Origin of the sequence: Propionibacterium sp. oral taxon 192 str. F0372, from assembly GCF_000413315.1 — a bacterium.
Taxonomy (GTDB): Bacteria; Actinomycetota; Actinomycetes; order Propionibacteriales; family Propionibacteriaceae; genus Brooklawnia.
The window spans coordinates 1,423,165-1,445,847 of record NZ_KE340297.1 but is presented as its reverse complement, the minus strand read 5'-3'; the positions used below and the strand labels follow the sequence as shown (position 1 = coordinate 1,445,847).

Annotated in this window: 24 protein-coding genes; 16 read left to right on the top strand and 8 right to left on the bottom strand. The window is 62.8% G+C overall.

Going from position 1 to position 22,683, the window contains the following annotated elements; translation table 11 throughout:
* Positions 1 to 61: 61 nt before the first annotated feature.
* The 9 genes from HMPREF1531_RS12885 (at position 62) to pstB (ending at position 10,492) form a co-directional block, all read left to right on the top strand.
* The gene (locus HMPREF1531_RS12885) at positions 62 to 1,615 is read left to right on the top strand and encodes a L,D-transpeptidase family protein (protein WP_016669186.1); all 1,554 of its coding nucleotides are present in this window, start codon (positions 62 to 64) and stop codon (positions 1,613 to 1,615) included.
* 12 nt (positions 1,616 to 1,627) lie between these two features.
* Positions 1,628 to 2,074, top strand: a complete 447-nt coding sequence (gene dtd / locus HMPREF1531_RS06745) for a D-aminoacyl-tRNA deacylase (protein WP_016669185.1) — start codon at positions 1,628 to 1,630, stop codon at positions 2,072 to 2,074.
* A gap of 235 nt (positions 2,075 to 2,309) precedes the next feature.
* Entirely contained in the window at positions 2,310 to 3,203 is an 894-nt protein-coding gene (mshD, locus tag HMPREF1531_RS12880) for a mycothiol synthase (protein WP_016669184.1), read from the top strand.
* A complete protein-coding gene (locus HMPREF1531_RS06735) occupies positions 3,203 to 5,299 on the top strand; it encodes an RNA degradosome polyphosphate kinase (protein ID WP_016669183.1) in 2,097 nt (698 codons plus the stop codon). Before mshD ends, HMPREF1531_RS06735 begins: the two co-directional genes overlap by 1 nt.
* Positions 5,300 to 5,311: 12 nt before the next feature.
* Entirely contained in the window at positions 5,312 to 6,199 is an 888-nt protein-coding gene (locus HMPREF1531_RS06730) for an NUDIX hydrolase (RefSeq protein WP_016669182.1), read from the top strand.
* Between the two features lie 296 nt (positions 6,200 to 6,495).
* Positions 6,496 to 7,560 (top strand): phosphate ABC transporter substrate-binding protein PstS, encoded by a 1,065-nt coding sequence (locus tag HMPREF1531_RS06725; protein ID WP_016669181.1) that lies wholly within the window; start codon positions 6,496 to 6,498, stop codon positions 7,558 to 7,560.
* 80 nt (positions 7,561 to 7,640) lie between these two features.
* Complete coding sequence (pstC, locus tag HMPREF1531_RS06720) at positions 7,641 to 8,585, top strand: phosphate ABC transporter permease subunit PstC (RefSeq protein WP_016669180.1); 945 nt, start codon at positions 7,641 to 7,643, stop codon at positions 8,583 to 8,585.
* Positions 8,582 to 9,685 (top strand): phosphate ABC transporter permease PstA, encoded by a 1,104-nt coding sequence (gene pstA / locus HMPREF1531_RS06715; RefSeq protein WP_016669179.1) that lies wholly within the window; start codon positions 8,582 to 8,584, stop codon positions 9,683 to 9,685. Before pstC ends, pstA begins: the two co-directional genes overlap by 4 nt.
* A 27-nt stretch (positions 9,686 to 9,712) precedes the next feature.
* Entirely contained in the window at positions 9,713 to 10,492 is a 780-nt protein-coding gene (pstB, locus tag HMPREF1531_RS06710; protein WP_016669178.1) for a phosphate ABC transporter ATP-binding protein PstB, read from the top strand.
* A 129-nt stretch (positions 10,493 to 10,621) separates the two neighbouring features.
* On the opposite strand, the gene HMPREF1531_RS06705 is transcribed toward pstB, so the two are convergent.
* The 3 genes from HMPREF1531_RS06705 to HMPREF1531_RS06695 are packed head-to-tail and all read right to left on the bottom strand — an operon-like array spanning position 10,622 to position 11,962.
* Positions 10,622 to 10,816 carry a helix-turn-helix transcriptional regulator gene (locus tag HMPREF1531_RS06705; RefSeq protein ID WP_016669177.1) on the bottom strand — a complete coding sequence of 65 codons (195 nt, stop codon included), beginning with the start codon at positions 10,814 to 10,816 and terminating at the stop codon, positions 10,622 to 10,624.
* Between the two features lie 3 nt (positions 10,817 to 10,819).
* Positions 10,820 to 11,200 (bottom strand): hypothetical protein, encoded by a 381-nt coding sequence (locus HMPREF1531_RS06700; RefSeq protein WP_016669176.1) that lies wholly within the window; start codon positions 11,198 to 11,200, stop codon positions 10,820 to 10,822.
* A gap of 15 nt (positions 11,201 to 11,215) precedes the next feature.
* Entirely contained in the window at positions 11,216 to 11,962 is a 747-nt protein-coding gene (locus HMPREF1531_RS06695; RefSeq protein ID WP_051123338.1) for a CPBP family intramembrane glutamic endopeptidase, read from the bottom strand.
* Positions 11,963 to 12,041: 79 nt separating this feature from the next.
* Between HMPREF1531_RS06695 and HMPREF1531_RS06690 the strand changes: the two genes are divergently transcribed.
* The 4 genes from HMPREF1531_RS06690 to HMPREF1531_RS06675 all read left to right on the top strand — a co-directional run bounded on the left by HMPREF1531_RS06690 (position 12,042) and on the right by HMPREF1531_RS06675 (position 15,077).
* Complete coding sequence (locus tag HMPREF1531_RS06690; protein ID WP_232210231.1) at positions 12,042 to 12,947, top strand: EamA family transporter; 906 nt, start codon at positions 12,042 to 12,044, stop codon at positions 12,945 to 12,947.
* Positions 12,948 to 13,012: 65 nt separating this feature from the next.
* Positions 13,013 to 13,579, top strand: a complete 567-nt coding sequence (locus HMPREF1531_RS06685) for a TetR/AcrR family transcriptional regulator (RefSeq protein ID WP_016669173.1) — start codon at positions 13,013 to 13,015, stop codon at positions 13,577 to 13,579.
* Positions 13,576 to 14,310, top strand: coding sequence for an ABC transporter ATP-binding protein (locus HMPREF1531_RS06680; protein ID WP_016669172.1), 735 nt, complete (start codon positions 13,576 to 13,578; stop codon positions 14,308 to 14,310). The genes HMPREF1531_RS06685 and HMPREF1531_RS06680 overlap by 4 nt, the downstream gene beginning before the upstream one ends.
* Entirely contained in the window at positions 14,307 to 15,077 is a 771-nt protein-coding gene (locus HMPREF1531_RS06675) for an ABC transporter permease (RefSeq protein ID WP_016669171.1), read from the top strand. Before HMPREF1531_RS06680 ends, HMPREF1531_RS06675 begins: the two co-directional genes overlap by 4 nt.
* A 20-nt stretch (positions 15,078 to 15,097) precedes the next feature.
* On the opposite strand, the gene HMPREF1531_RS06670 is transcribed toward HMPREF1531_RS06675, so the two are convergent.
* From HMPREF1531_RS06670 to HMPREF1531_RS13235, 5 genes are all read right to left on the bottom strand, one after another.
* The gene (locus HMPREF1531_RS06670; protein ID WP_156860207.1) at positions 15,098 to 16,294 is read right to left on the bottom strand and encodes a glycoside hydrolase family 3 N-terminal domain-containing protein; all 1,197 of its coding nucleotides are present in this window, start codon (positions 16,292 to 16,294) and stop codon (positions 15,098 to 15,100) included.
* Positions 16,295 to 16,414: 120 nt separating this feature from the next.
* Positions 16,415 to 17,854: an FAD-dependent oxidoreductase gene (locus HMPREF1531_RS06665; protein WP_016669169.1), complete on the bottom strand. Its 1,440-nt coding sequence runs from the start codon at positions 17,852 to 17,854 to the stop codon at positions 16,415 to 16,417.
* A 77-nt stretch (positions 17,855 to 17,931) separates the two neighbouring features.
* Positions 17,932 to 18,585 (bottom strand): histidine phosphatase family protein, encoded by a 654-nt coding sequence (locus HMPREF1531_RS06660; RefSeq protein ID WP_016669168.1) that lies wholly within the window; start codon positions 18,583 to 18,585, stop codon positions 17,932 to 17,934.
* Between the two features lie 45 nt (positions 18,586 to 18,630).
* The gene (locus HMPREF1531_RS06655) at positions 18,631 to 20,250 is read right to left on the bottom strand and encodes a uroporphyrinogen-III synthase (protein ID WP_016669167.1); all 1,620 of its coding nucleotides are present in this window, start codon (positions 20,248 to 20,250) and stop codon (positions 18,631 to 18,633) included.
* A gap of 81 nt (positions 20,251 to 20,331) precedes the next feature.
* Positions 20,332 to 20,433 carry a 30S ribosomal protein bS22 gene (locus HMPREF1531_RS13235; RefSeq protein WP_084669282.1) on the bottom strand — a complete coding sequence of 34 codons (102 nt, stop codon included), beginning with the start codon at positions 20,431 to 20,433 and terminating at the stop codon, positions 20,332 to 20,334.
* Positions 20,434 to 20,735: 302 nt separating this feature from the next.
* Between HMPREF1531_RS13235 and HMPREF1531_RS06650 the strand changes: the two genes are divergently transcribed.
* The 3 genes from HMPREF1531_RS06650 to HMPREF1531_RS06640 are packed head-to-tail and all read left to right on the top strand — an operon-like array spanning position 20,736 to position 22,666.
* Positions 20,736 to 21,947 carry an amidase domain-containing protein gene (locus tag HMPREF1531_RS06650; RefSeq protein ID WP_016669166.1) on the top strand — a complete coding sequence of 404 codons (1,212 nt, stop codon included), beginning with the start codon at positions 20,736 to 20,738 and terminating at the stop codon, positions 21,945 to 21,947.
* Positions 21,948 to 21,962: 15 nt separating this feature from the next.
* Positions 21,963 to 22,268: a hypothetical protein gene (locus tag HMPREF1531_RS06645; RefSeq protein ID WP_016669165.1), complete on the top strand. Its 306-nt coding sequence runs from the start codon at positions 21,963 to 21,965 to the stop codon at positions 22,266 to 22,268.
* A complete protein-coding gene (locus HMPREF1531_RS06640) occupies positions 22,265 to 22,666 on the top strand; it encodes a hypothetical protein (RefSeq protein ID WP_016669164.1) in 402 nt (133 codons plus the stop codon). Before HMPREF1531_RS06645 ends, HMPREF1531_RS06640 begins: the two co-directional genes overlap by 4 nt.
* Positions 22,667 to 22,683: the final 17 nt, after the last annotated feature.

Below are 22,683 nucleotides of genomic sequence, written 5' to 3'. Positions count from 1 at the left end.
CCTATAGTTCAGACCGTTCACCGCAAGCCACCTCGGTGGCCGCATCGTCAGGGGAAGAACGATGAAACGCACACCTGCCGTCCTGCTGTTGTCGACGCTGATCACCGGATCACTTCTCGGCACCGGTCTTGCCGCATCGGCCGATGAACCCACCCCGTCGGCCCCGTCCATCACCTCGAACCCGACGGCACCGCAGCCGTCGGCGTCTGCCGACCATCACGATCCGGACCAAAGTGATCCATCTGGCACCCGTGACACCCAGCCGGATTCGACAACTGACAACACCCCCGAGCAAAAAGCAACCCCGATCGACGAATACGTGGTCGCTCACCCGGAGGTCGGTGCGCCCAGCGGCCCGGAAACCGTCGACGCCAACGGAGTACGCACCAGAACCTTCACTAACGGGATTGTCGTGTGGAGTTCGCAGACCGGTGCCCACTTCGTCCACGGGGCCATCGGCCATGCCTGGATCGTTTCCGGGGCCCAGAACGGCGAACTGGGGCTGCCGACCAACGACGAATGGACCCCATCCGGGGGTGGGGCGGCTCAGGAATTCCAGAACGCAGTCATTTACTGGACCGCCGATACTGGTGCCCAGATCGTCAAGGGAGCCATCCGCAGTGAATGGGAGCGCATGGGCGGTAGCGGATCAAGCTATGGCTTCCCCACTACCTCGGAGATCGGCAGCGCCAACGGCGGTGTATACCAGATCTTCCAGGGCGGGGTCATGTACTGGTCACCGGCCACCGGACTGGCACCGATCGGCGGCGGCATCGGCTGGACCTGGATGCAGTTCGGGGCAGCCAACGGCAAACTCGGCGCCCCCACCAGCGGGGAGTTCGGCATCCCCGGCGGGGCCCAGCGGAATTTCGAGAACGGGGCGATCCTGTGGTCCCCTGGCTCCGGCTCCCACGCCCTCACTGGGGCCATCTTGAGCAAATGGAACGAGAAGGGCGCGGTCGGCGGGCTCGGATACCCCATGACCGAAGAGACCCCCATCCGCGATGGCGGGGTCTACCAGATCTTCCAAAACGGCACCGTTTACTGGACTTGGGGCACCGGCGCCCACGCGACCGGCGGAGCAATCCGCGACTACTACGCGGGCAACAACTGGGAGAACGGGCGTTTCGGCTACCCGGTCAGCGACGAAATCTGCAACAACGCTGGGTGCTACCAAAATTACGAGCACGGGGCGATCACTTGGGGCCCGACGACCGGCGCCCACGACCTGCACAAGCTGGATTCCCGCTGCACCTGGGGCCGGGCGGCCTGCGCGGACAAAACCACCAACAAGATCTACTGGGTGGTCAACGGGCAGATCCAAGCCACCTTCGACGCACGTTTCGGTGCGCCCGGCTATGAAACCGACGATGGCGAAATGCGAATCAACCGCAAGGTGGCCAACGACTGGTCGATCCCATTCAACGCGCCCATGCCCTACTCGCAGTACTTCACCTACGACGGCAAGGCCATCCACTACTCCTCAGATTTCGAGCGCCGTGGATTCCCGAGTTGGGGATCCCACGGCTGCATCAATCTGAACGCCATGTGGCAGGCCGAATGGTTGTTCAACCAGACGGCCATCGGCGATCGGGTCGTCGTCTACCGCTCTTGAGAAAGACCCGGCATGAGAGTCCTGCTGCAACGCGCCGCCCACGCTAAGGTCACCGTCGCTGGTGAGGTGACCGGGGAGATCACCCGCCCCGGTCTGGTGGTGTTCGTCGGTATCACCCACGACGACGAGACGGAGATCGCCGAGAAGATGGCCCGCAAGACCTGGGAACTGCGGATCATGGACTGCGAGAAATCGGCCAGCGACCTGGCGGCCCCCATCCTGGCGATCTCCCAGTTCACCCTCCACGCCAGCACCCGCAAGGGAAGACGCCCGTCGTGGAATGCTGCCGCCCCAGGTCCGGTCTCCGAACCGCTGTTCGACGCCTACGTCGCTGCGCTGCGAAAACTAGGCGCCGAGGTGGCGACCGGGGTATTCGGTGAGCACATGATCGTCGAACTCGCCAACGACGGACCCATGACGATCCTCATGGATTCGGCCGAATGGGGCGCAGCATCCTGACGGCTAGAAACAACCGATCGCGAGAGGTAAGCCCGATGGCCGGGATCACCTTCATCACCCCGGCGGGTACCGTCACCCCGGTTCCCCGACCCGAAAAACTCGTTCTACTCCCCACAGTGTGCGACAGGTCGTCGCACACTGTGGGGAGTCGGTGGTGTGGGCTACCGGTTCGCTAACACCTACTGAGACCACACCACGCCTGTTGCCTGTGACCACGACCCCGTAGGCTCTGCGTGTGAGTCTTGTGCTTTCTGAACTGAGCCCCGAGCAGATCCGCGACGTCGAATGGCTGGTACAGCGTTGCGCCGATGCTGACGATGTGAGCCCGCTGAACGAATCGGCGAAGCTCGGCCTCGAGGCAGCGGGCAGCCACCGGATCACCCACTACCTGCTTCCCGAATCAACCAATCTGGTGGGTTATGCGAGCTACGACCACAACGATGGCAGTCTCCAGTTGTGCATCGACCCTGAGCACCGCAATTTCGGGCTGGGAACGGGACTCATCTCCACCGTCGCCGAGCAGCAGCAGATGCGCAGTTGCTGGGCTTTCGGCAGCCTTCCGGCAGCCCGGGCGGTAGCCGCCCGCATGGGCATGGTGGCCTCGCGTCAGTTGCTGAAAATGACCTGTCCCCTACCCGAGGCCATCGAACCCAGCCTGGCTCCCGGAACCATCGCAGGCTCCTTCTTCGAGAACGAGCTCGATGACCTGCTGGAGGTCAACGCCCGCGCCTTCGCCGATCATCCGGAACAGGGCTCAATGACCCGCGAGGATTTCGAAGCCCGCCTCGGACCCAAGCAGAACCTGTATCACATCATCTCCGCCCGGGCATGGCCTCCCGGCGCGGAATGGGGCGACTGGACATTCATTGGCTTTCACTGGATGAAGGTAGAAGACACCTTGGGTGAGGTCTACGTGCTGGCCGTCGACCCGAGCTGGGAAGGCAAGGGCGTCGGCCGCTCCCTGCTGCAACTCGGGTTGGAACAGATGCGGACCCACGGGGTCAGATGGGTGCTGCTCTACGTTGAGGCAGCGAACCAGAAGGCGGTCAATCTATACACCAGCATGGGTTTCGAGATAGCCCGCACCGACACCTCCTACACCTTCCTCAGTCCCGGGCAGGAGGCCTGATGCCGGATACCTTCGAACACATCGAGAATCTCCCCCTGCCCGAGGACCGCTACTCGGACCGGGAACTGAGTTGGCTGTCCTTCAACAACCGGGTGCTCGACCAGGCGAAGGATGCCACGCGGGTGCCGCTGTTGGAGCGCGCCAAATTCCTGGCGATCTTCTCCTCCAACCTCGACGAATTCTTCATGGTGCGGGTGGCCGGCCTGAAACGCCGCATTGATGCTGGGGTGGCGGTCTCTTCGAACGGCGGCATGCTGCCCGGCGACCTATACGAGGCGATCCTGGAACGCACCCATGAGCTCGTCGCAGAGCAGGCCCGGGTCTTCGTCGAGGAGGTCCGCCCGGCTCTGACCACCCACGGGGTGCACCTACTCGGTTGGAATGAACTCACCGAAGAGGAACAGACTCAGATGCACGAGCTGTTCACCGAACGAATTTTCCCGATTCTCACCCCGCTCGCGGTCGACCCATCACACCCCTTCCCCTATATCTCGGGGCTGTCGCTGAACCTTGGAGTGCTGCTCACCAACCCGGCAACCGGGAACCAGCAGTTCGCCAGGGTGAAGGTCCCCAGCATTTTGTCACGTTTCGTGAAGGTGACCCGCAACCGCTACCTGCCGCTGGAGGAGATCATCGTCCAACACATGGATGAGGTCTTCTCCGGCATGGAGGTGATGTCCCATGTCACCTTCCGCGTCACCCGCAACGAGGATGTGGAGGTCGAGGAGGACGACGCCGAGAACATCCTTTTCGCCATCGAGAAGGAACTGCTCTCCCGCAAGGTGGGACGTCCCCCGGTGCGGTTGGAGGTCGAGGATTCGATCGACGACGAACTGTTGTCGATGCTCACTCGGGAACTGGACATCTCGGAGGACGAGGTCTTCCGGTTGCCTGCCCCACTCGATCTGACCGGCCTGTTCGCCCTCGACGGGGCCGGTTCGGAAGAGCTGCGGTATAAGAACTTCCTGCCCAAGACCCATCCCGATCTGGCCCAGGGCCTAGACACCTCGCGCCCGGCCGATATCTTCACTGCCCTGCGCAAGAAAGACGTGCTGGTCCATCATCCCTACGATTCCTTCGCCACCTCGGTGCAACGGCTCATTGAACAGGCCGCATCCGATCCGAAGGTGCTGGCCATCAAGCAGACCCTGTACCGCACTTCCGGCGACTCCCCGATCGTCGATGCCCTCATCGACGCGGCTCGGGCCGGAAAGCAGGTGCTTGCCCTGGTCGAGCTGAAGGCCCGCTTCGACGAGCAGGCAAACATTCGGTGGGCCCGGAAGCTAGAACGCAACGGGGTGCACGTCGTCTACGGCATGGTCGGGTTGAAAACCCACTGCAAGCTGATGCTGGTGGTGCGCGACGAACCCGACGGGCTGCGCCGTTACGCCCACATCGGTACCGGCAACTACAACCCGAAAACCGCCCGCCAATACGAGGATATGGGTTTGCTCACCTGCAACCCGATCATCACCGACGATGTCGCCCGGCTGTTCAACCACCTGTCAGGCATGACTCAAGACGTGAACTACCGGCGGCTGATGGTGGCCCCCGACGGCATCCGCAGTGGCCTGCTCGCCCATATCGAGAACGAGATCATCAACCACCGCGAGGGCAAACCCGCCCGTATCCGGATGAAGGTGAACTCAATCGTCGATGAGGCGATCATCGACGCCCTATACCGGGCCTCCATGGCCGGGGTCCCGGTCGATCTGTGGGTGCGCGGCATCTGCGGGCTGCGCCCCGGGGTGCCAGGGATGTCGGAAAATCTTCGGGTGCGCTCCATCCTGGGGCGCTTCCTGGAGCATTCCCGCATCTACTGGTTCGAGAACAGCGGGCAGCCGATGGTGGGCATTGGTTCAGCAGACATGATGCACCGCAACCTGGACCGCCGGGTGGAGGCGATCGTCTCGATCTCGAATCGGGCACACATAGCCCAGATCGGAGAGATCCTCGACTTGGCCTTCGATGATTCGACGGTGTCTTGGCATCTCGACGACCGAACCTGGACGCCGGTCACCACCGATGCCGAGGGCAATCCCCTCAACGACATCCAGTCTTTCCTCATCAACCGGGTCTCCTCCGGGCGACACTGAGCCGGATCCATCATGTCCCGAGAACTGATCACCGCCGCCGGTGCCGTTGTGTTGCGCGAACACAAGCACGGTTCCCGGGTGCTGGTGGTTCACCGTCCCCGTTACGACGACTGGTCGCTGCCCAAGGGCAAGGTCAAACCGGACGAGTACCTGGCGGTGACCGCTGTGCGTGAAATCGCCGAGGAAAGCGGTTACCAAATCAGGGTCACCCAACCTCTGATCACGACCGGCTACCGAGTCAACGGCCACCCCAAGCAGGTGCACTGGTGGTACGGCCAGTTGATCGATCCGACCGCAGAGCCTGCAGCATTCCACGGCGACGAGGTGGATACCGCCGAATGGTGGCCCGCCGAGCGTGCATTACGCGACTTGACCTGCGTCGATGACGTACTGGTGCTGCGCTCGGCCCTGCGCACTACCCCCGCAATCCCCGTGGTGGTGGTGCGTCACGCGAAAGCCATGGCCCGCAAACAATGGCACGGCCCGGATCGGGACCGGCGGCTCACCGAACGGGGGCGCCGACAGGCGAAAGCGCTTTCCGGATTATTGTCTGCCCTAGGAGTGAGCAAGCTGGCGAGTTCATCGTCGACCCGCTGTATGGATACCCTGCTGCCCTATTCGAAGCGATCCGGGATCGATATCGCATCAATGGCCGCCCTCAGTGAGGAATCGGCGCAGGCCGAGCCGAAAGGGGTGGGCAAGGCGATGAGCAAAATACTGGATCCCGCGAAAACCGTCCGCCCGGTGGCGGTCTGTGGACACCGGCCGGTGCTACCCGCGATGTTTGACCACCTCGGAGTGTGCCCCAGCCACGTACTGAAACCAGGAGAGGCGACACTGGTCTACCCCGACGGCACCTTAGACGACGGCCGACTGGTACACATCGCCCCGCGGCTGTGAAATGACAGCCCAAGCCGATGGCCGGGCAACGAATCATCGCCGGGCGCTCGCGACGACCACACCAACCGGGGTGATCGCCCCAGCGGTTGATCGATTCCACCCCACGTGATGGACCCCATTACAGAACACGTCCGGCCCGCGATGGCTGCCAGCCATTGAATAGAGCCGGATTCTGCATTCACCAGCAGCGATGGCCACCATGATTCGTTCACCTTTTGTTAACCCGGATTCCCTGATCTCGTCACCGACGTCTCTTAACGTGGCATCGTCGCCACGACCACCGGGAGGCCATAGCCGTGAAATATCCACGCACCAGTGCCGCGCTGGGCTGTCTCATCGCCCTGATGGTCACAGCGTGCGGTAATAAAACACCCACCGATGGACTGTCTGGGGTCGTTCAAGGCACCGGAGCATCTTCAATGAAATCCGCTCAGGAGGTGTGGGTGGCCCAGTTCCAGACCGCACACCCCGGGGTCACCGTGAACTATTCCCCCGACGGCTCGGGGGCCGGGCGGACCGCTTTCGCTGACGGCGCAGCCGCCTTCGCCGGATCGGACCGGGCGTTGGAGGACGCGGAGATGGCAGCCCCCAGCCGCCAGTGCGCCGCGGACACCACACCGATCAACCTGCCCGTGCAGATCTCCACCATCCACATTATCTTCAACATCGGCGGTGTCGGCGAACTCACCCTCTCCGCCGAAGTGCTTGCCAAGATCTTCACCGGCCAGATCACCAACTGGGCCGATCCGCAGATCGCCGATGTTAACCCCGGCATCGCACTGCCCGATCTGCCCATCACTCCGGTGCACCGCTCGGATGACTCGGGAACCACCGAGAGTTTCACCGGAGCCCTCGCCCAGATCGCCCCCGCCACGTGGACCGAAGGCCCGGTCAACAGATGGCCCACACGATATGGCGGAGAAGCCGCCCAGGGCACCTCCGGAGTGGTTGCAGCGGTGCAGCAAGGAAACGGAACCATCGGTTATGCCGACGCATCCGGGGTCACCGATGCCATGGCTTCAGCACGCTATTCCCCCGATGGAATCGCCACCCCGGTGGGCCCCACCGCCGAGGCTGCGTCGGCCGTCGTCGCGGCATCGCCGAGGTTGGAAGGGCGAGGGATCAACGACTGGACCCTGGAATTGGACCGGACCGCTTCCGGATACCCATTCATCTTGGTCTCCTATGCCATCGCCTGTTCCCGGTATGCGGATTCCCACACCGGAGAGATCGTCGGGGCCTATCTCAGCCAGGTGATCTCTGAGGAAGGACAAAACGGCGCGGTACCGCAGGCTGGCAACGTGCCGTTGAGCGGGGAACTCGCGGCATCCATCCGGGAAGCAGCAGCGACAATACGATGAACCGCTCATCCGCCTACTCGAACACATCTGCCCTGCACCACGGCTACCGCACCGCACCCGCCCATACATCGGAGGCATGAATGTCTGACGATATCCGCAGCATCGAAACCGTTGACGAGTCGCTGATGGCCGATCACGGCAACGTCGGCGACGCCGCCTTCCGGGGAATCTCCACCGGATCGGGAGGAATCATCATGGTGATCCTCGCGGCGGTTGCCGTCTTCCTGATCGCGCAGGCCGCACCGGCAATCACCACCGGCGATCCCAGGTACGGGAATCTCTGGGGCTACGTGGCCCCCTACCTGTTCGGCACCATATGGATCTCTTTCCTGGCCCTGCTCATCGCGGTTCCGGTCTCAGTGGGAATCGCGCTGTACATCTCCCACTACGCACCCAAGAAGCTGGCCACCCCGGTCGCCTTCGTCGTCGACCTGCTCGCCGCCGTTCCCTCAATCGTCTTCGGGTTGTGGGGCATCACCACCTTGGCCCCCATGCTCGTCCCCGCGCACCAATGGCTAACCGAGTATCTCGGCTTCATCCCGCTATTCTCAGGCACTGCCTCAGGCACGGGCCGCACCATGCTCACCGCATCGCTAGTACTGGCAATCATGGTGCTGCCGATCATCACCTCGCTGACCAGAGAGGTCTTCCTGCGCACCCCGAAACTCCAGGAGGAAGCCTCGCTGGCTCTGGGCGCGACGAAATGGGAGATGATCCGCCAGGTAGTGCTGCCCTTCGGACGTTCGGGCATCGTCGCCGCATCAATGCTGGGGTTGGGACGAGCCCTGGGCGAGACGATGGCCGTCGCTATGGTGCTGTCGGGAGGCCGGATGATCAGCCCCAGGCTGTTGACCTCGGAGAACCCCAACACGATTGCCGCGAATATCGCCCTAGGCTTCGCCGAAGCCGATTCCGGCGGTGTCCACCGACTCATCGCCACCGGTCTGGTGTTATTCGCCATCACCATCGTGGTGAACATGGCCGGACGGTTGATCACCGGCGGACCCCGCAAGGAGTCCCGGTGAGCACCCCGGCCAACGATCCGCGGGCCGCCGCCCAGCACGAGGCGGAGATCCATCTCACCGCCGGGCAATTGCCCGGGTATATCGGCCCCGCCGTCTTCGTCGTCGCCCTGGTGGTGTCAGCCACGGTGCTGGGGTTGCTCGGCGCCTTCGGCTGGATCGCCACGGTGTTGTTGGCGGTCATCGGTTTCTTGGTGGCAATGTTCGCCCTGTCCACCGCCGTCGAGGGACGACGCCGGGCCGTCGACCGGATCGCTCGGTATCTCATCCTCGGCACCTTCTTGTTGGCCCTGGCACCGCTGCTCTCTTTGCTGTTCAAGGTGGCCAGTGAGGGAATCATCCGCTTTGATGTGACCTATTTCACCTCCACGAAACGCAATGTCATCGGTGCGGGTGGGGGTGCGGCCCATGCAATCATCGGCACTCTGATCACCACCGGGATGGCTACGGTTTTCTCGGTGCCGGTGGGGCTGCTCACCGCCATCTATCTCGTCGAATACGGCAAGGGATGGATGAAGCGGGTCATCACCTTCCTGGTTGACGTGATGACCGGCATCCCCTCCATCGTCGCCGGGTTGTTCGCCTATTCGCTGATCTCACTCATGGTGGGGCATGGCTCGAAATCGGGGCTGGCCGGCGCGCTAGCACTGTCGGTGTTGATGATTCCCTATGTGGTGCGCAATTCGGAGGAGATCATCCGGTTGGTGCCCGACAAATTGAGGGAAGCCTCCTACGGGCTGGGGGTGAGCAAATGGCGCACCATCGTGAAAGTGGTGCTGCCCACTTCGGTTTCCGGCATCGTCTCGGGGGTGGTGCTGGCTATCGCACGCATCATCGGCGAGACGGCCCCGCTCCTGATCACCATGGGGTTCACTGCCTCGATGACCACCAATCCGCTGCCGACGGGTGGCTCCAACATGGTGAACCCGATGACCTCACTTCCGGTCTTCGTCTTCTACGAGTACACCCGCCCCGGGCGTCCCCAGGAGGCCTTCTTGGACAGGGCCTGGACCGGCGCGCTGGTGCTGGTGCTCATCGTCATGGTCCTCAATCTCATCGGCCGCTGGGTGGCGAGGAAGTACGCCCCCAAGATCAATCGGTGACCCCGTCGTCGCACCCAGGAGGAGCACATGGCCAAACGAATGGAATTGAAAAACCTGAACATTTTTTACGGGGACTTCAAAGCCGTCGAAAATGTCAGCATGGTGATTGAGCCCCGCTCGGTGACCGCCTTCATCGGTCCATCGGGGTGCGGCAAATCAACAGTGCTGCGTTCGCTAGACCGGATGCTTGAGCTAACCTCGGGGGCTCGCGTCGAGGGCCAGGTGCTGCTCGACGAGCAGGATATCTACGCACCCAGGGTGGATCCGGTGCGGGTACGCCAGCAGATCGGCATGGTCTTCCAACAACCGAACCCGTTCCCGACGATGTCAATCCGCGACAACGTGCTGGCAGGCATCCAACTAAACTCCCGCAGGATGCCGAAAGCCCGCAAGGATGAAATCGTGGAGCGCTCCTTGAAGGGAGCGAATCTGTGGAACGAGGTGAAGGACCGGCTGAATGCCCCGGGCAATGGCCTGTCGGGTGGCCAGCAGCAGCGGCTGTGCATCGCCCGGGCAATTGCCATCCAGCCAGAGGTGCTGCTGATGGACGAGCCCTGCTCAGCCCTGGACCCAGTCTCCACCCTGGCCGTCGAGGACCTGATCCACGAACTGAAGGAAAACTACACGGTGGTCATCGTGACCCATAACATGCAGCAGGCATCACGAGTCTCCGACAAGACCGGATTCTTCAACATCAAGGGCACCGGCACACCCGGTCGACTCATCGAATTCGACGCCACCGAAAAGATCTTTACCAACCCCTCCGAACAAGACACCGAACGCTACATCACCGGCCAATTCGGGTGAGGCCAAGGTGCCGGTGGAGACACGACCTGCCTGGCGCCCGTCCCCGACAGGGGTCGGGGAACCTGCTGCCAAGACCGGATCGTCCGAACAACACCGAGCAGGTATCCGGTGCTCACCAGCGGTCGGATCTCATTCGTCGGGGGTGAAGATCTCCTCAATGGTCAGGCCGAACACTGCGGCAATCCGGAAGGCCAGCGGCAGGCTCGGGGCGTAGCGCCCCTTTTCTATCGAGATGACGGTCTGGCGGCTCACATCGAGTAATCGAGCAAGGTCTGCCTGGGTCATGCTGCGTTTCTCCCGCAGGGCAGCCACCTGGTTGCGCATGTCTCAGTACCGCCGGCTCACCACGATGGTCGCCAGCCCCCAGCAGGCCATGTACACCGGCATCGCCCAGATAATAGGCAGTGACGGCGCTCCGACGGTTTCTAGCAGCCCCCAGCTGAAGGTCAGAACCGACCCCCCGGCGAAGGCGATGGCCAAGGATTCGACGAGCTTGCGTGACTGCAGTTCGTCGGCCTCGACGACGAGCAGCCGCACCGCGCGAATGACCAGCACCACCGATGGGGCAACCAGCAGGTAGGCAACGAATCGCCATGGATTGTTAGAGCCTGCCAGCGTGCCCAGCCAGATGGCCAAGGGCAGGCCCACCAAGTACAGTCCCATGGCCACACCGAAGCGGATCAGGTAACGCTTGGCGGATGGCGTCATGACAGTTGGCCTCACTCAACTCAGGGCGGTCACCAGGGTGGGGATTCCCAACCCGAGGAGGTCGAGCACCGCGTGGCCGACCACCAGGGGCATCAGGCGCTTGCGCCACCAGTACAGTACACCGAACAGCACGCCGACTAGCGTGGTGGCGATCACCTTGGATACCATGGCGGCAGGTGAGCCCAGGGCGAAGCCGATGTGTTGCACACCGAAGGCCAGGGCCACCAGCAGCATGCCGGGCCAGTGCCCCAGACGTGCCTCGAAATGGGGTTGCAACCAACCGCGGTAGAGCAGTTCCTCAGCGACCGCGATGGTCAGCGGAGCGATCATCGCCACCAATCCGACAACCAGCGGAACCCGGATGATTTCCTCAGGGATCGGAGGTGGGCCCCGGTAGACGATCAGATTGCCGATAAAGGTGCATACGAAAAAGCCAGCAAGCAGGATCAGCGCAACGAGCAGCCCCCATCCGATGTCGGCGGGCCGGAAGTTGAGGAGATCACCGATGCGCCGGGACTGGCGAGCCAGGAGCATGGCAATGACACCGATGGTGATCACGTCGACCAGGATCACCGTGGCGTTCTCGTATGTGGCGGCCTCCTGCCAACTGGCGTTGGGGTTCGCGAGCCGCACCACCAGTGGAGTGAGGATTCCGAGGGCCAGGATCAGCAGGGGGCGCATCACCAGTGAACCGATGAGCACCAGCGGAGTGGGGCGGATGGTCGAGGTCTGCGTCGGGTAAGGGTTCAGGATTTCAGGCATAGTCCTCAAGGTAAAGCTTCCTTCACTTTTGGTCAAGGAAACTTGACACCACAATTTCGGGCACACGTACCGCGCGGCGGTGGACAATGACTGGGTGCGCATCTCGGCCGATAGCAGTTTCGTCACCACCACCGCATTTGCATTGGCGCTAGGGGCGATCATCTCGGTTCAGTTCGGCGGAGCGCTGGCTGCGACACTCATTCCACTCATCGGGGCACCCGCTACGGTGACCTTCCGGTTGCTACTGAGCTCGGTGCTCATGATGGTGCTGGTGCGGCCTTCGATCAAAGGACATGATCCAACAGCGTGGCGGATGGTGCTCGGCTTGGGCCTCACCCTAGGCGCCATGAACTTCTGCTTCTACCAAGCCCTCGCCCGGTTGCCGATCGGCGTCGCGGTCACCATCGAGTTCCTGGGGCCACTGCTGTTGGGAGCAGCCATGTCGCGCCGGGTGCGCGACGGGATCGCCGTCGCCGCTGCATTGTGCGGAGTGGTACTCATCTCACAAGCTCTGCGTGCGGGCTGGAACGAATTGGACCATCTGGGCATCGCGTGCGCAGCCACAGCCGGGGCCTGCTGGGCTGCCTATATTCTCTTCCAGCGTGAGGTCGGCAAGCATTTCAAGGGCATCGACGGGATCACTTGGGCTCTGTTGCTTGCCGCTATTGTGGTGACCCCGCTGGGAATCATTTATGCCCACGGCCCATTGACCTCACCCAAGGTGGTGGGCGCTGGGGCAGGAGTGGCCCTGCTCAGTTCGGCACTGCCCTATTCCATGGAGATGATGGCGCTGCGCACCATCCCGCCCAGGGTCTTCTCGGTGCTGCTAGCTCTGGAACCCGCAGTGGCAGCCCTTGCCGGGATGCTGGTGCTGCACCAATTCCTCACCGCTTGGCAGATGCTCGGTGCGGGACTAGTCGTCACGGCGTCGATCATCATCACCTGGCGTGGCGGACGCCCCGGAGCCCATGACACCACCGGCTGACGCCCGTGTGCAGGAAACCTGCAAGATAACCCCCAAGCCCTGATGTTAGTTGCTAACATTAGCTCATGAAGAACACCACCACGCGAGAACGTCTCCGGTCAACGGCGCTGCGTCTTTTTACGGAACACGGTTTCGAGCAGGTGACCGTGAACCAGATCGCCCAGACCGTCGGCGTCTCACACATGACGTACTTCCGCTATTTCCCGACGAAGGAATCCGTTATCGTCGAGGATTTCTTCGATCCCGTCATCGCCCGTGCCGTGGCAGCACAGGACCCAGGGCTCCCACCGCTGCACCGCGCCGTGCGTGGGCTCCTGGCAGCACTGACCGATGAGACAGCGCAAGAAGAACTCTCTTCCGAGGAGTTCGCCCTCAGGATCAAGCTCGTGGCCATCACCCCCAGCCTGCGCGGGGCCGCCATGACATCTTCACGAGCCACGCAGGAGGCTATCGCTGAATCCTTGGAAACCCCTGGCGTTGATCGATTTCTCGCCAGGAGCGCAGCCGCTGCGGTCATCGCAGCAGCGACGCAGACGCTCCTCGACTGGGCAGGAGAACATCACCCCACTCCCCCCTGCTCAGCGGCACAAGCCCTGGTGAAGGGGTTGTCCATCCTGATGGACCAGCCATGAACGAATCAGCGCTTCGCCTGGATGGCATCCGCGCCGAAGCATCCGGCAAACGGATTCTCGACGGCCTAGATCTGGCCATCGGAGCAGGCCAGGTGCGGGCACTCATCGGGCTCAACGGTGCGGGCAAGACGACGGTCCTCCGGGTCGCCCTCGGCATGATCCGCCCGGCAAGCGGAACGGTCCATGTTCTGGGTCATGACCTCAGCCATGCTGATCGCAGCGTGTGGCACCGAGTGGGCCACATGGTGGAATCCGCGTTCTGCTACCCGGAGCTGACTCCACGCCAGAACATCGAGAATTCGGCACGGCTACACGAAGCAGCCCTGGCCCCGGCCCGTCACGAGGCTCTACGACTCGCTGAGATCCTCGGTCTCATGCCATGGTTCGATACCCCGGCCCGACGGCTATCCCTGGGCTCCCGACAGAAGGTGGGCTTGATCGCAGCCATGGTCCACACTCCCGACCTGCTCCTACTGGACGAACCGACCAACGGGCTGGATCCACTGGCTGTGCTCGGTTTCCGCACTGAGATCGATGCCATCGCTCGTCGAGGAGGATCGGTACTGGTGACGAGCCACCACTTCGACGAATTGGCTCGTATCTCCCACACCGTCGACGTCCTCCACACCGGGCGGATCATCGCAGAGATCGATCCCCGGTCGGCCGATCTCGAGCGCACCTTCTTCACCATTATCCTCACCCATGACCAGACCGAGGGAGCCTCGGCATGACACACCTGCAAGAGCTCCGGACAGCCAGTCGCTGCGAGTACGGCAAGCTAGTGCGCTCACCAGTCAGCCGGGTAGCCACGGCCACAGTGGTGTTCCTGAGCACCGTGGTGGCAGTGGGGGGAAGCGCTGCGGCTCTCTATCTCGGGGACACCCCCACCGGTCGCAAAGTTACGTCCATGATGACTGGCCCGGGATGGTCAGGCTTCACCTCCATAGCTGCGATGGCGATAAGCATAACGATGATGCTCACCACCGGCATCGTCATGGCGTGGTCAGCCGGTCGCGAGTTCACCGAAGGAACGATCCATGGATTCTTCGCCATCCCGCCCCGCATCACGACAATCATTGCTGCAAAAGTGCTGGTGATCTGGGCTTGGGCAGCCACGGTCTGCTTCACCACCACCGTCATCGTGGTCACCGGGGGAATCCTGCTGGGCTTTCCCGTCGGCGAAGCACCAGCTCATGGGCTGGCCCTCTTCGTGGTCGGTACGCTGACGGCGACAGGCACGACCCCCAGCATGTGGGCGGCTTCACGATGGCGCAGCCCGCTAGCCGGCATCGCGATAACCCTAGCGCTGATGGTGGTGAGCAACATCTGCGCTGGTTTTGGGTTGGGCACCATGATTCCTTGGGCGATCCCGGTGCTCTGGGCGACTCCCGGCTCCGGGGTCGGAAGAACATCACTCGTCTTGCCAGCACTGGTCTCCGTCGTGTCGGTGTTCACCGTGCACCACCGGTGGAACCGGCTGGAGCTGGGTACCGCTTGAATGCCACCGCTTCGAACGGCTCACCCGCAGCTGAGCATCCCTCGCGACTGCTTGAGCTCCAGTACCCGCGCCACCTTGGGGGCCAGGGAATCAGCGAAGGTCTTGTCCGCCCGGGCCTTGGCGAGAGTGCCGTCGATCATCTGCTGGGTGGCTGCCGGATCGGCGACGATCACCAGATCACCACCTGCCTCCAGGAACAGATTCCCGCGCTGGTCGATCGGGTATTCGGCGACCGCTGCCGCCACCCCGAGGTCGTCGGAGACCACCAGGCCCTCGAAGCCCATGCGTTCCCGCAGGATTCCGGTGACGACCGTCTGGGAGAAGACCGCGGGATTCGCCGCATCGACATTGTCGTAGATCGCCGAGGAGACCATCACCGAGGAGGCGCCAGCGTCGACCGCAGCCTGGAAGGGCGCCAGTTCCTCGGGCGACAGGGTGCTCACCGCATCATGGGCGACGGCCAGGTCGGTGTTCTGCCTCACCTGGCCCAGTCCCGGGAAGTGCTTCACCGAGGATGCAACCTTGGCGTCGGCGAGCCCGTTGACCACAGCCGACACCTGGGAGCTGACATGGTCAGGATCGGACCCGTAACCACGACCAAGTTGAGCCACCGGTTCGTTGGCGGATTCGTTTGCAGCCGGGACAACATCGGCCACCGGGGCAAGATCCCAGTCGACCCCAGCTTGGGTCAGCTGGGCACCCCAACCAGCCCAAGCAGTGCGTAGCGCTGCGGCATCCATCGTCGTTTGAGCACTGGCCGCCGGGATCTTCTCGAATCCGGTGCCTTGCAGACGCTGCACTAGCCCGCCCTCCTGATCGACGCCGATGAGCAGCGGTTGATCCGAACCGGCGCGCAGTTGCTCGGTGTATGCGTTGACCTCGGCAATCGGCAGGGTCCAATTGCCCAGCAAGATCACCGCTCCGGGGCGGGATTCCTTCACCGATGCGACGGCTGTGTCGACGGGGGTACCGGTCTGCACGGCCATCATGTACAGCTGGCCGACCTGGTCGTCGAGACTCATCGCAGAGGCCTTCACCAGGCACGCCCCACCCGAGTCGGCGGACGTGGGTTCCATAGCCGCTGTAGGGGTCGGTGTCGGGGACAGCGCCGGGGTGGGGCTCGGCGAGCTTGATGATGGGGTATCCCCGCTGGTGGGGCTCGCCGAGCAGCCGACCGCGAACAGCGCTGCCGTCGCTGCAATCCGTGCCTTGTTCACCCGGTCATTCTCACCCGAGTGGCTCCGGGGAGCCAACACCGGCAGCCAGCCACACCAGATACCGGAAGAACAACGGGCGCGAATGACCGCACCCACACACGGACCCAGCAGGTATCGCGTTCAGCCCCGGGCGGCCCGGCGCACCCCGATCAGGGCATTCTCCACAACCTCGGTGAGCGCCGGATGGATCCAGTATTGACCCGAGATCATCGTGGAAATCGCCATCTGCTGGGTCATCGCGAATTGCAGTACTTGAATGAGGGTGGTGGCCTGCGGGCCGACGATGTGTGCACCCAGCAGTTTCTCACCAGTCTCGTCGGCGATGAGTTTCACGAAATGACCGGTATCGTTGAGCGCCCATCCGTAGGCCGTCCACCCGTACTCGTGGATGTATTCGACGTGTGGAATCCCGGCTCGGTCGAGATCGGCGCTGGTGGCTCCCACCGAGGCGATCTCGGGGTGACCGAAGACGCCCAGGGGCACGTATTCCTCCCGGGTGGCGACCAGCGGCTGACCGTCGCGTTCGGCGAGCAGATTGTGCTTTACCACGCGCGCCTGCTGGTTGGCGAGGTGTTTCAGCATCTTCGGGGCACACACGTCGCCCAGGGCCCAGATGTGCGGAACCGGGGTCCGCATATGCTCGTCGACGGGGACGAAACCACCGTTGGTCAGGGTGATTCCGGCGTTCTCCACCATCAGTTGGTCGCCGTTGGGTATCCTCCCCATCGCCAGGAGTACAACATCGGACTCGTAGGAATACTCAATACCGGTGGCATCCACCGTGGACACGACGACTCCACCGTCGACCTCGGGTTCCAGCCCGGTGACCTGCTGGTTGAGGCGCACTGCGACACGCCCGGCAAGGGCCTCAGTTGCTGCCTCAGCAATCAAGGAATCCAACTTGCGCAGCAGGGGGGCGGAGCGGGAGATCACTGTGACATGCACTCCCAGGGCGGCGTAGATGTGCCCAAATTCAACAGCTTCGACACCGCCACCCAGGATCACCATGCGACGGGGCAGTTCGGCAAGCCGCATGATCGTTTCGGAAGTGTAGATGAAGGCCTGCAGATAGGGATCGTCGAAGCCGGGCAGATCAAGGCCACGCGGCCGAGAACCGGCCGCGACGACGATCCGGTCGGCGCTCACGATGCGTTGGCCCACCTTGATGGTATGGGCATCGACAAAGGTTGCCGCGCCGAAGATCACCTCGACGTTGGGGCGGGCAGTTAGCCCGGACAGCCCGGCGGAGGAAATACCATCGGTGCGTCCGAAGATGCGCATCTTCAGAGCCGGATAGTCGATCCCGGAGAAGCTGACCTCGGTGTCAACCGCGGCTGCCTCCGCGGGAGCCATGGCGTAGTGGGCGGGAACTGCGAACATCTTGGTGGGTATGCATCCGGCATTGAGACAGGTGCCTCCGAAGCGTTCCAGCACCCCAAGGCCGTCGTCGATGACGACGATCTTCCAGTCGCCGAGATCGTCATTGACCAGACTCAGCCCGGATCCAGAACCGATGATGCACAGGTCGACATGATCATTGGACACCTGTTGTTCAGCCATGGCCCCATTGTGTCATCTGGATCCACACCGCGGTCTGCGCGGCGCCCCGGAACTACCTGGCGCGGTGGGCTGAGGGCTTAATGCCCCGAGGAGAAGGCCCGATTGCCGTTCTCTCGTAGCAGGTCACGCGCGGGTTCGGCGTAGGTGAGCCCGCAGAAGGTGTCATCGCGGTAACGCAGAGTGGTCACCGATGCGAGAATGCATTGACGTCGCCGCGGATCGTGAACGAAGGAGTGCTCCTCCAAAGCCAACCGGGTGGTCCAGATCGGCAGCTGGTGGGAGACCAGCACCGCCTGCCCCCCGGTAGGAAGCCCAGCCACCACCTCATCAATGGCCGACAGCATCCGGGCTGCCAGCTGTGGGTAGGGCTCACCCCACGAAGGAGTGAACGGATCGCGTAACAACCACCAGTTGCGTGGGTCGAGCAGTGGCTTGTTGTACTTGCCGAAAACCTTTCCGGCGAAGGCATTGTCCGCCTCAATGAGCCGGGCATCGGTTACGACGCAGATCTCACGGCCCTCAGCGATCGGCGCCATCGTCTCCTGAGCACGTTCCAGCGGGGAACAGCGCAGGTGATCAACCGGGGTGTTAGCAAACCATTCCCCCAGCCGTTCGGCCATCGCTTGCCCGGTGGCGGACAGGTGGTAGCCGGGCAGGCGTCCGTAGAGCACGCCGGTGGGATTGTTGACCTCACCGTGGCGCACCAGGTGCACCTGTTTCACTTCACTCACGCATTTCTCCTGTGTCGGGCTGCGGGGTAGTTGTTGTTTTGTGAATCAGGATCCCTTGGCTGTGCTGCGGCGACGCCTGGCCCTGCGCTGTGAGGGGCGCTTGTAGGGTTTGCCCTCGGCGATCATCGCCTGGCGCCGACGGACGGCGAAATCAGCCAAGGCATCGGCGAGTTCCACCGCCCCCGGGATCTCGGGGGTGACGTCGACCCGCATACCGTGTTCAGCGCAGGAAGCGACAGTGGCCGGGCCGATGGCCGCGATGATCGTGTCGGCATGCGGTTTCCCGGCGATGCCGACCATATTGCGGGCCGTCGAAGCCGAGGTGAACACCGCGGCGTCGTAACGGCCAGTCTTGATGGATTCGCGAACCTCTGCGGGAGGCGGTGCGGCTCGCACCGTGCGGAAGGCGACCACATCCTCGACTTCCCAGCCAAGTTCACCCAAACCGTTGACCAGCGAATCGACGGCAACCTCGGCACGCGGCACCAGGACCCGTTTGATCGGGTCGAGCAGGTCGTCGTACATCGGGAAAACCTCGGCGAGGGCCTCGGATACCTGGTCGCCGTCGGGCACCAACTCAGGGGTGATTCCCCCGGCCTGAAGTTCGGCGACGGTGTCGGCGCCCACGGCAGCGATGCGCAGCCCGGAATAGGCACGAGCGTCGAGACCCAGGGCACCCAGACGCTGCGCGATGGCCCGCACCGCATTGGGTGAGTTGAAGACGATCCACTGGAAGCGTCCATCGACCAGGCCCTGCACCGCCCTTTCTAGAGGTTGCAGGTTGCGCGGAGGTTCGACGGACAAGGTGAGCACCTTGACCGGGATAGCCCCATGATGTTCGAGGCGTCGTTCCAGGGCACCGGTGCGTCCCTTGGTGTGCGGAACGAGGATCCGCCAGCCGAACAGGGGTTTCGATTCGAACCAGTTGAGCCTGGGGTCGCGTTCGCTGCGTTTACCGGCGAACACCGCAGCGGGCAAGCCAGGCTCCAGCGATGCTGTGGCCTTAGCCAGTTTGGCGACGGTTGTACCCACCGAGGTCTGCGCCCGGGTGCCGTGGTCCACCGAGACCAGCACCGGGGTGGTGGATTCAGCCCCCGCTTTGAGCAGTTGTTCGGAAAAGGTATCCAATTTGTCGGTAGTGGTCATCACCATGAGCGAGCGTTCGCCAACCGGGGTCGCCGATGACCAGATCCATGCCCCGCGGGGTGCGTGGATGCCTGCGGTGGTATGAGCCAAAGATTTTTCCGACAGCCCTGGGACAACGTCGAACAGAACACCTGCCTCAATAAGTCCGGCACAGATGCCCCCAATGTCGCCGTCCAGCAGCGGGTCGCCGGGCACTAGCCACACGACGTGAGCGCCTGCCCGGGACAAGGCGATGATCTTGTCCAGCGGTGGCGATGCACCTGCCTCGACCACCAGCAGGTCAGGGTGGCGGTCGATCTCGGGCTCCTCCAGGAGCTCCGGGGCCACGCTCGGGGCGAGAACCGCGACCTGGGCCTCAGCAATCGCCTTGACTGCAGACAAGGTCAACTGCATGACCTCGCCCGACCCGGTTCCCACGAACACGACATAGCCGGGATTCACATCACTGAAGCCCTTGTGTGTTAGCCACTCCTGTGGATCTAACTCCTCAAGGCCGATCACGGCCGACGGATCGCTCACCAAACGCCCCCTAGACTCCGTGTCCCGCCCCAGAGCAGGACACGCGAAGCATCCGGCCACCAAGCCGATGCCCCGATGCGCTCAGCGACCGGCGCGACGACGCTGAATACGCGTCTTCTTGAGAAGCTTGCGGTGCTTCTTCTTCGCCATACGCTTACGACGCTTCTTGATGACGGATCCCACTGTCAGCCTTTCGGTAGGGACCTGCCCGCGGCCTGCGGACAGGCTGCCGCATGCAGCGGCAACACAACTCGATTAGACTACTCGGAACCACCCCGCATCGCGAAAAACTACGGCCTGTTCCAAGGAGCGGACCGATGCCCGGCTGAGCGGAACCGCAAACCCCGATGCCGTGGATTCCGCACGAAGTCCACACCCGAAAGGTAGTGTCGAAGGGGGTAGGGGGTGGTGCCGTGCTGACGATCTCCCAGGTGAACGATGTGCGTCCATGAGTGTTCGGTGAACTCGAGGAATCCTGGGCGCACATGGCGACGGACATGGACGAAGCCGCTGCTGGTCTCTTCGACAGCGGGGGCAAGGCGCTTCCGGAGGCTTGGAGGGACACCACCGGGGCGCTGGCCGCCGGTGAGATCGGCCGGTTGGTCTACAGCTACTCGATCGTGGGTGTGCGGTCCCGGGCGGTGTGCTCGGTGCTGTCGGGGCTAGATCTCGCGTTCACCGGGGCAAAGTCGAGGATCGCGGCCTGGCTGGCGGAGTGCGCCACCCGTGGCTTCCGGGTGTCCGACACCGGGACGGTGATGCTCGGTGCCGATGCGAAGACATCCGGATCGCTCGCCGACCAGCTGAACCGTGCCTCGATGATCACCACGGAGCTGACCGCCGCACTGGAGGACGCCACTGTCGCGGACCAGAGGGCCGCACAGGCGTTGACCGGCATCGGGCTCACCGAACTGAACATCAATGGCGAGGGTGACATCAATGCCGATGATCTCGAGTTGCACAGGGATAGGATCCTACCGGAAGGCGTTGATACCGGGTTGGAGATCATCAGGAAGACGATGCCCCTGGATGATTCACCCACCGTCCAGTCGACCTGGTGGGATGGGCTCTCCGGCACGCAGCGGGACATGTACCTGAAGACCGTGCCGCTGGAGATCGCTGGGATGGCGGGCATCTCCGTCGCGGTGAGACGTCATCTGTCTGAGCCCGAACGCGGCTATGACCGGTTAAAACTGCTGGAGTTCGCCCGGGACCACTGGGACGACACCTCCATCGACTGGACGCACACAGACAGCAACTGCACGAATTTCGTGTCGCAGGCCTTCGAGCACGCAGGCCTGGAGCAAAAGGGAAAGCCGGGTTTCCTATGGCGATGGGATGAGGACGAGTGGGGGCACGCAAGGAAGAAGTTCCTGTTTTTCGATTTTGGTGATGACTATTCCAATTCATGGGGCGGGGCGCAACAGCAGCACGATTTCTTCGTCTCCCAACGAGCCCAGATAATTGACCCAGTGAATGCCCGGCCCGGTGATATCTTGTATGTCACTAACGAGGGAACCACCGGCGAGATACACCACACCGCGCTGGTCACCGGGGTACTGCCCAACGGGGACATCCTCTACACCCAGCATTCTGATTCGGCTCAGAACCTTTCCTGGAACGGCAGGCTCCCTTACACGCACGTACAAGGCGGTACCCAAGGTGTCCAGATCGTCCGGGTCACCGAGACATGGTGAGGATGGAGGAAAAAGATGAGCATTGACATGAACTGGGCCGAGGTCAGCTCGGTTGCATCCAACATCAGAGAACAGACCCAGGCCGTAATCTCCAGACTCAATGCCGGGCTTGAGGATGTGGGCTCAACCGCTGCCGAGACCACCGGCCTACACACCTCAGCCGCATTGATGAGCTGCCAGGACGCCTGGGCGCGGGAGCTGGGCGATCTAGTTCGGCGCACCATGATTGCCGCCGACAAGCTCGACGATTCGGCAATGAGCACCGAGCAGGCCGAGACCGAGAACACACTTGCCGCCCAGGCCCTGCAGGGGCTGCTGTGAAGCGCCTGCTCACTTCACTGCTGGTGGCCAGCGTGACCTTGACCGGCTGCGCCCCTCACGTGGACATACCACCCGACGACGCCACACCAGATGCCGTGGCCACCGCCTTCCTCGAATCCGTCAGGGTCGGCGACCAACAAGCCGCACAACATCTCTCCGGCGACTGCTGGAACACCACACAAGCCTGGTTCAACACAAACAAGAAAAAAATCACCACATTCACCGTCGAGAGCGTTGGTAAATGGGAAATTACTCCCACAACAGTCAACTTACTGATAGGATTTAAATATGAACTGAAGTCGGGAGAAAATACCAGCATTGGCTGGAACTTGGATGTGACACGTTCAGCAGACGGCCAACCATGGCGGGTATGCAACATCCGAAAGACATCACCATGAAAACCAGCCTCCTTGTA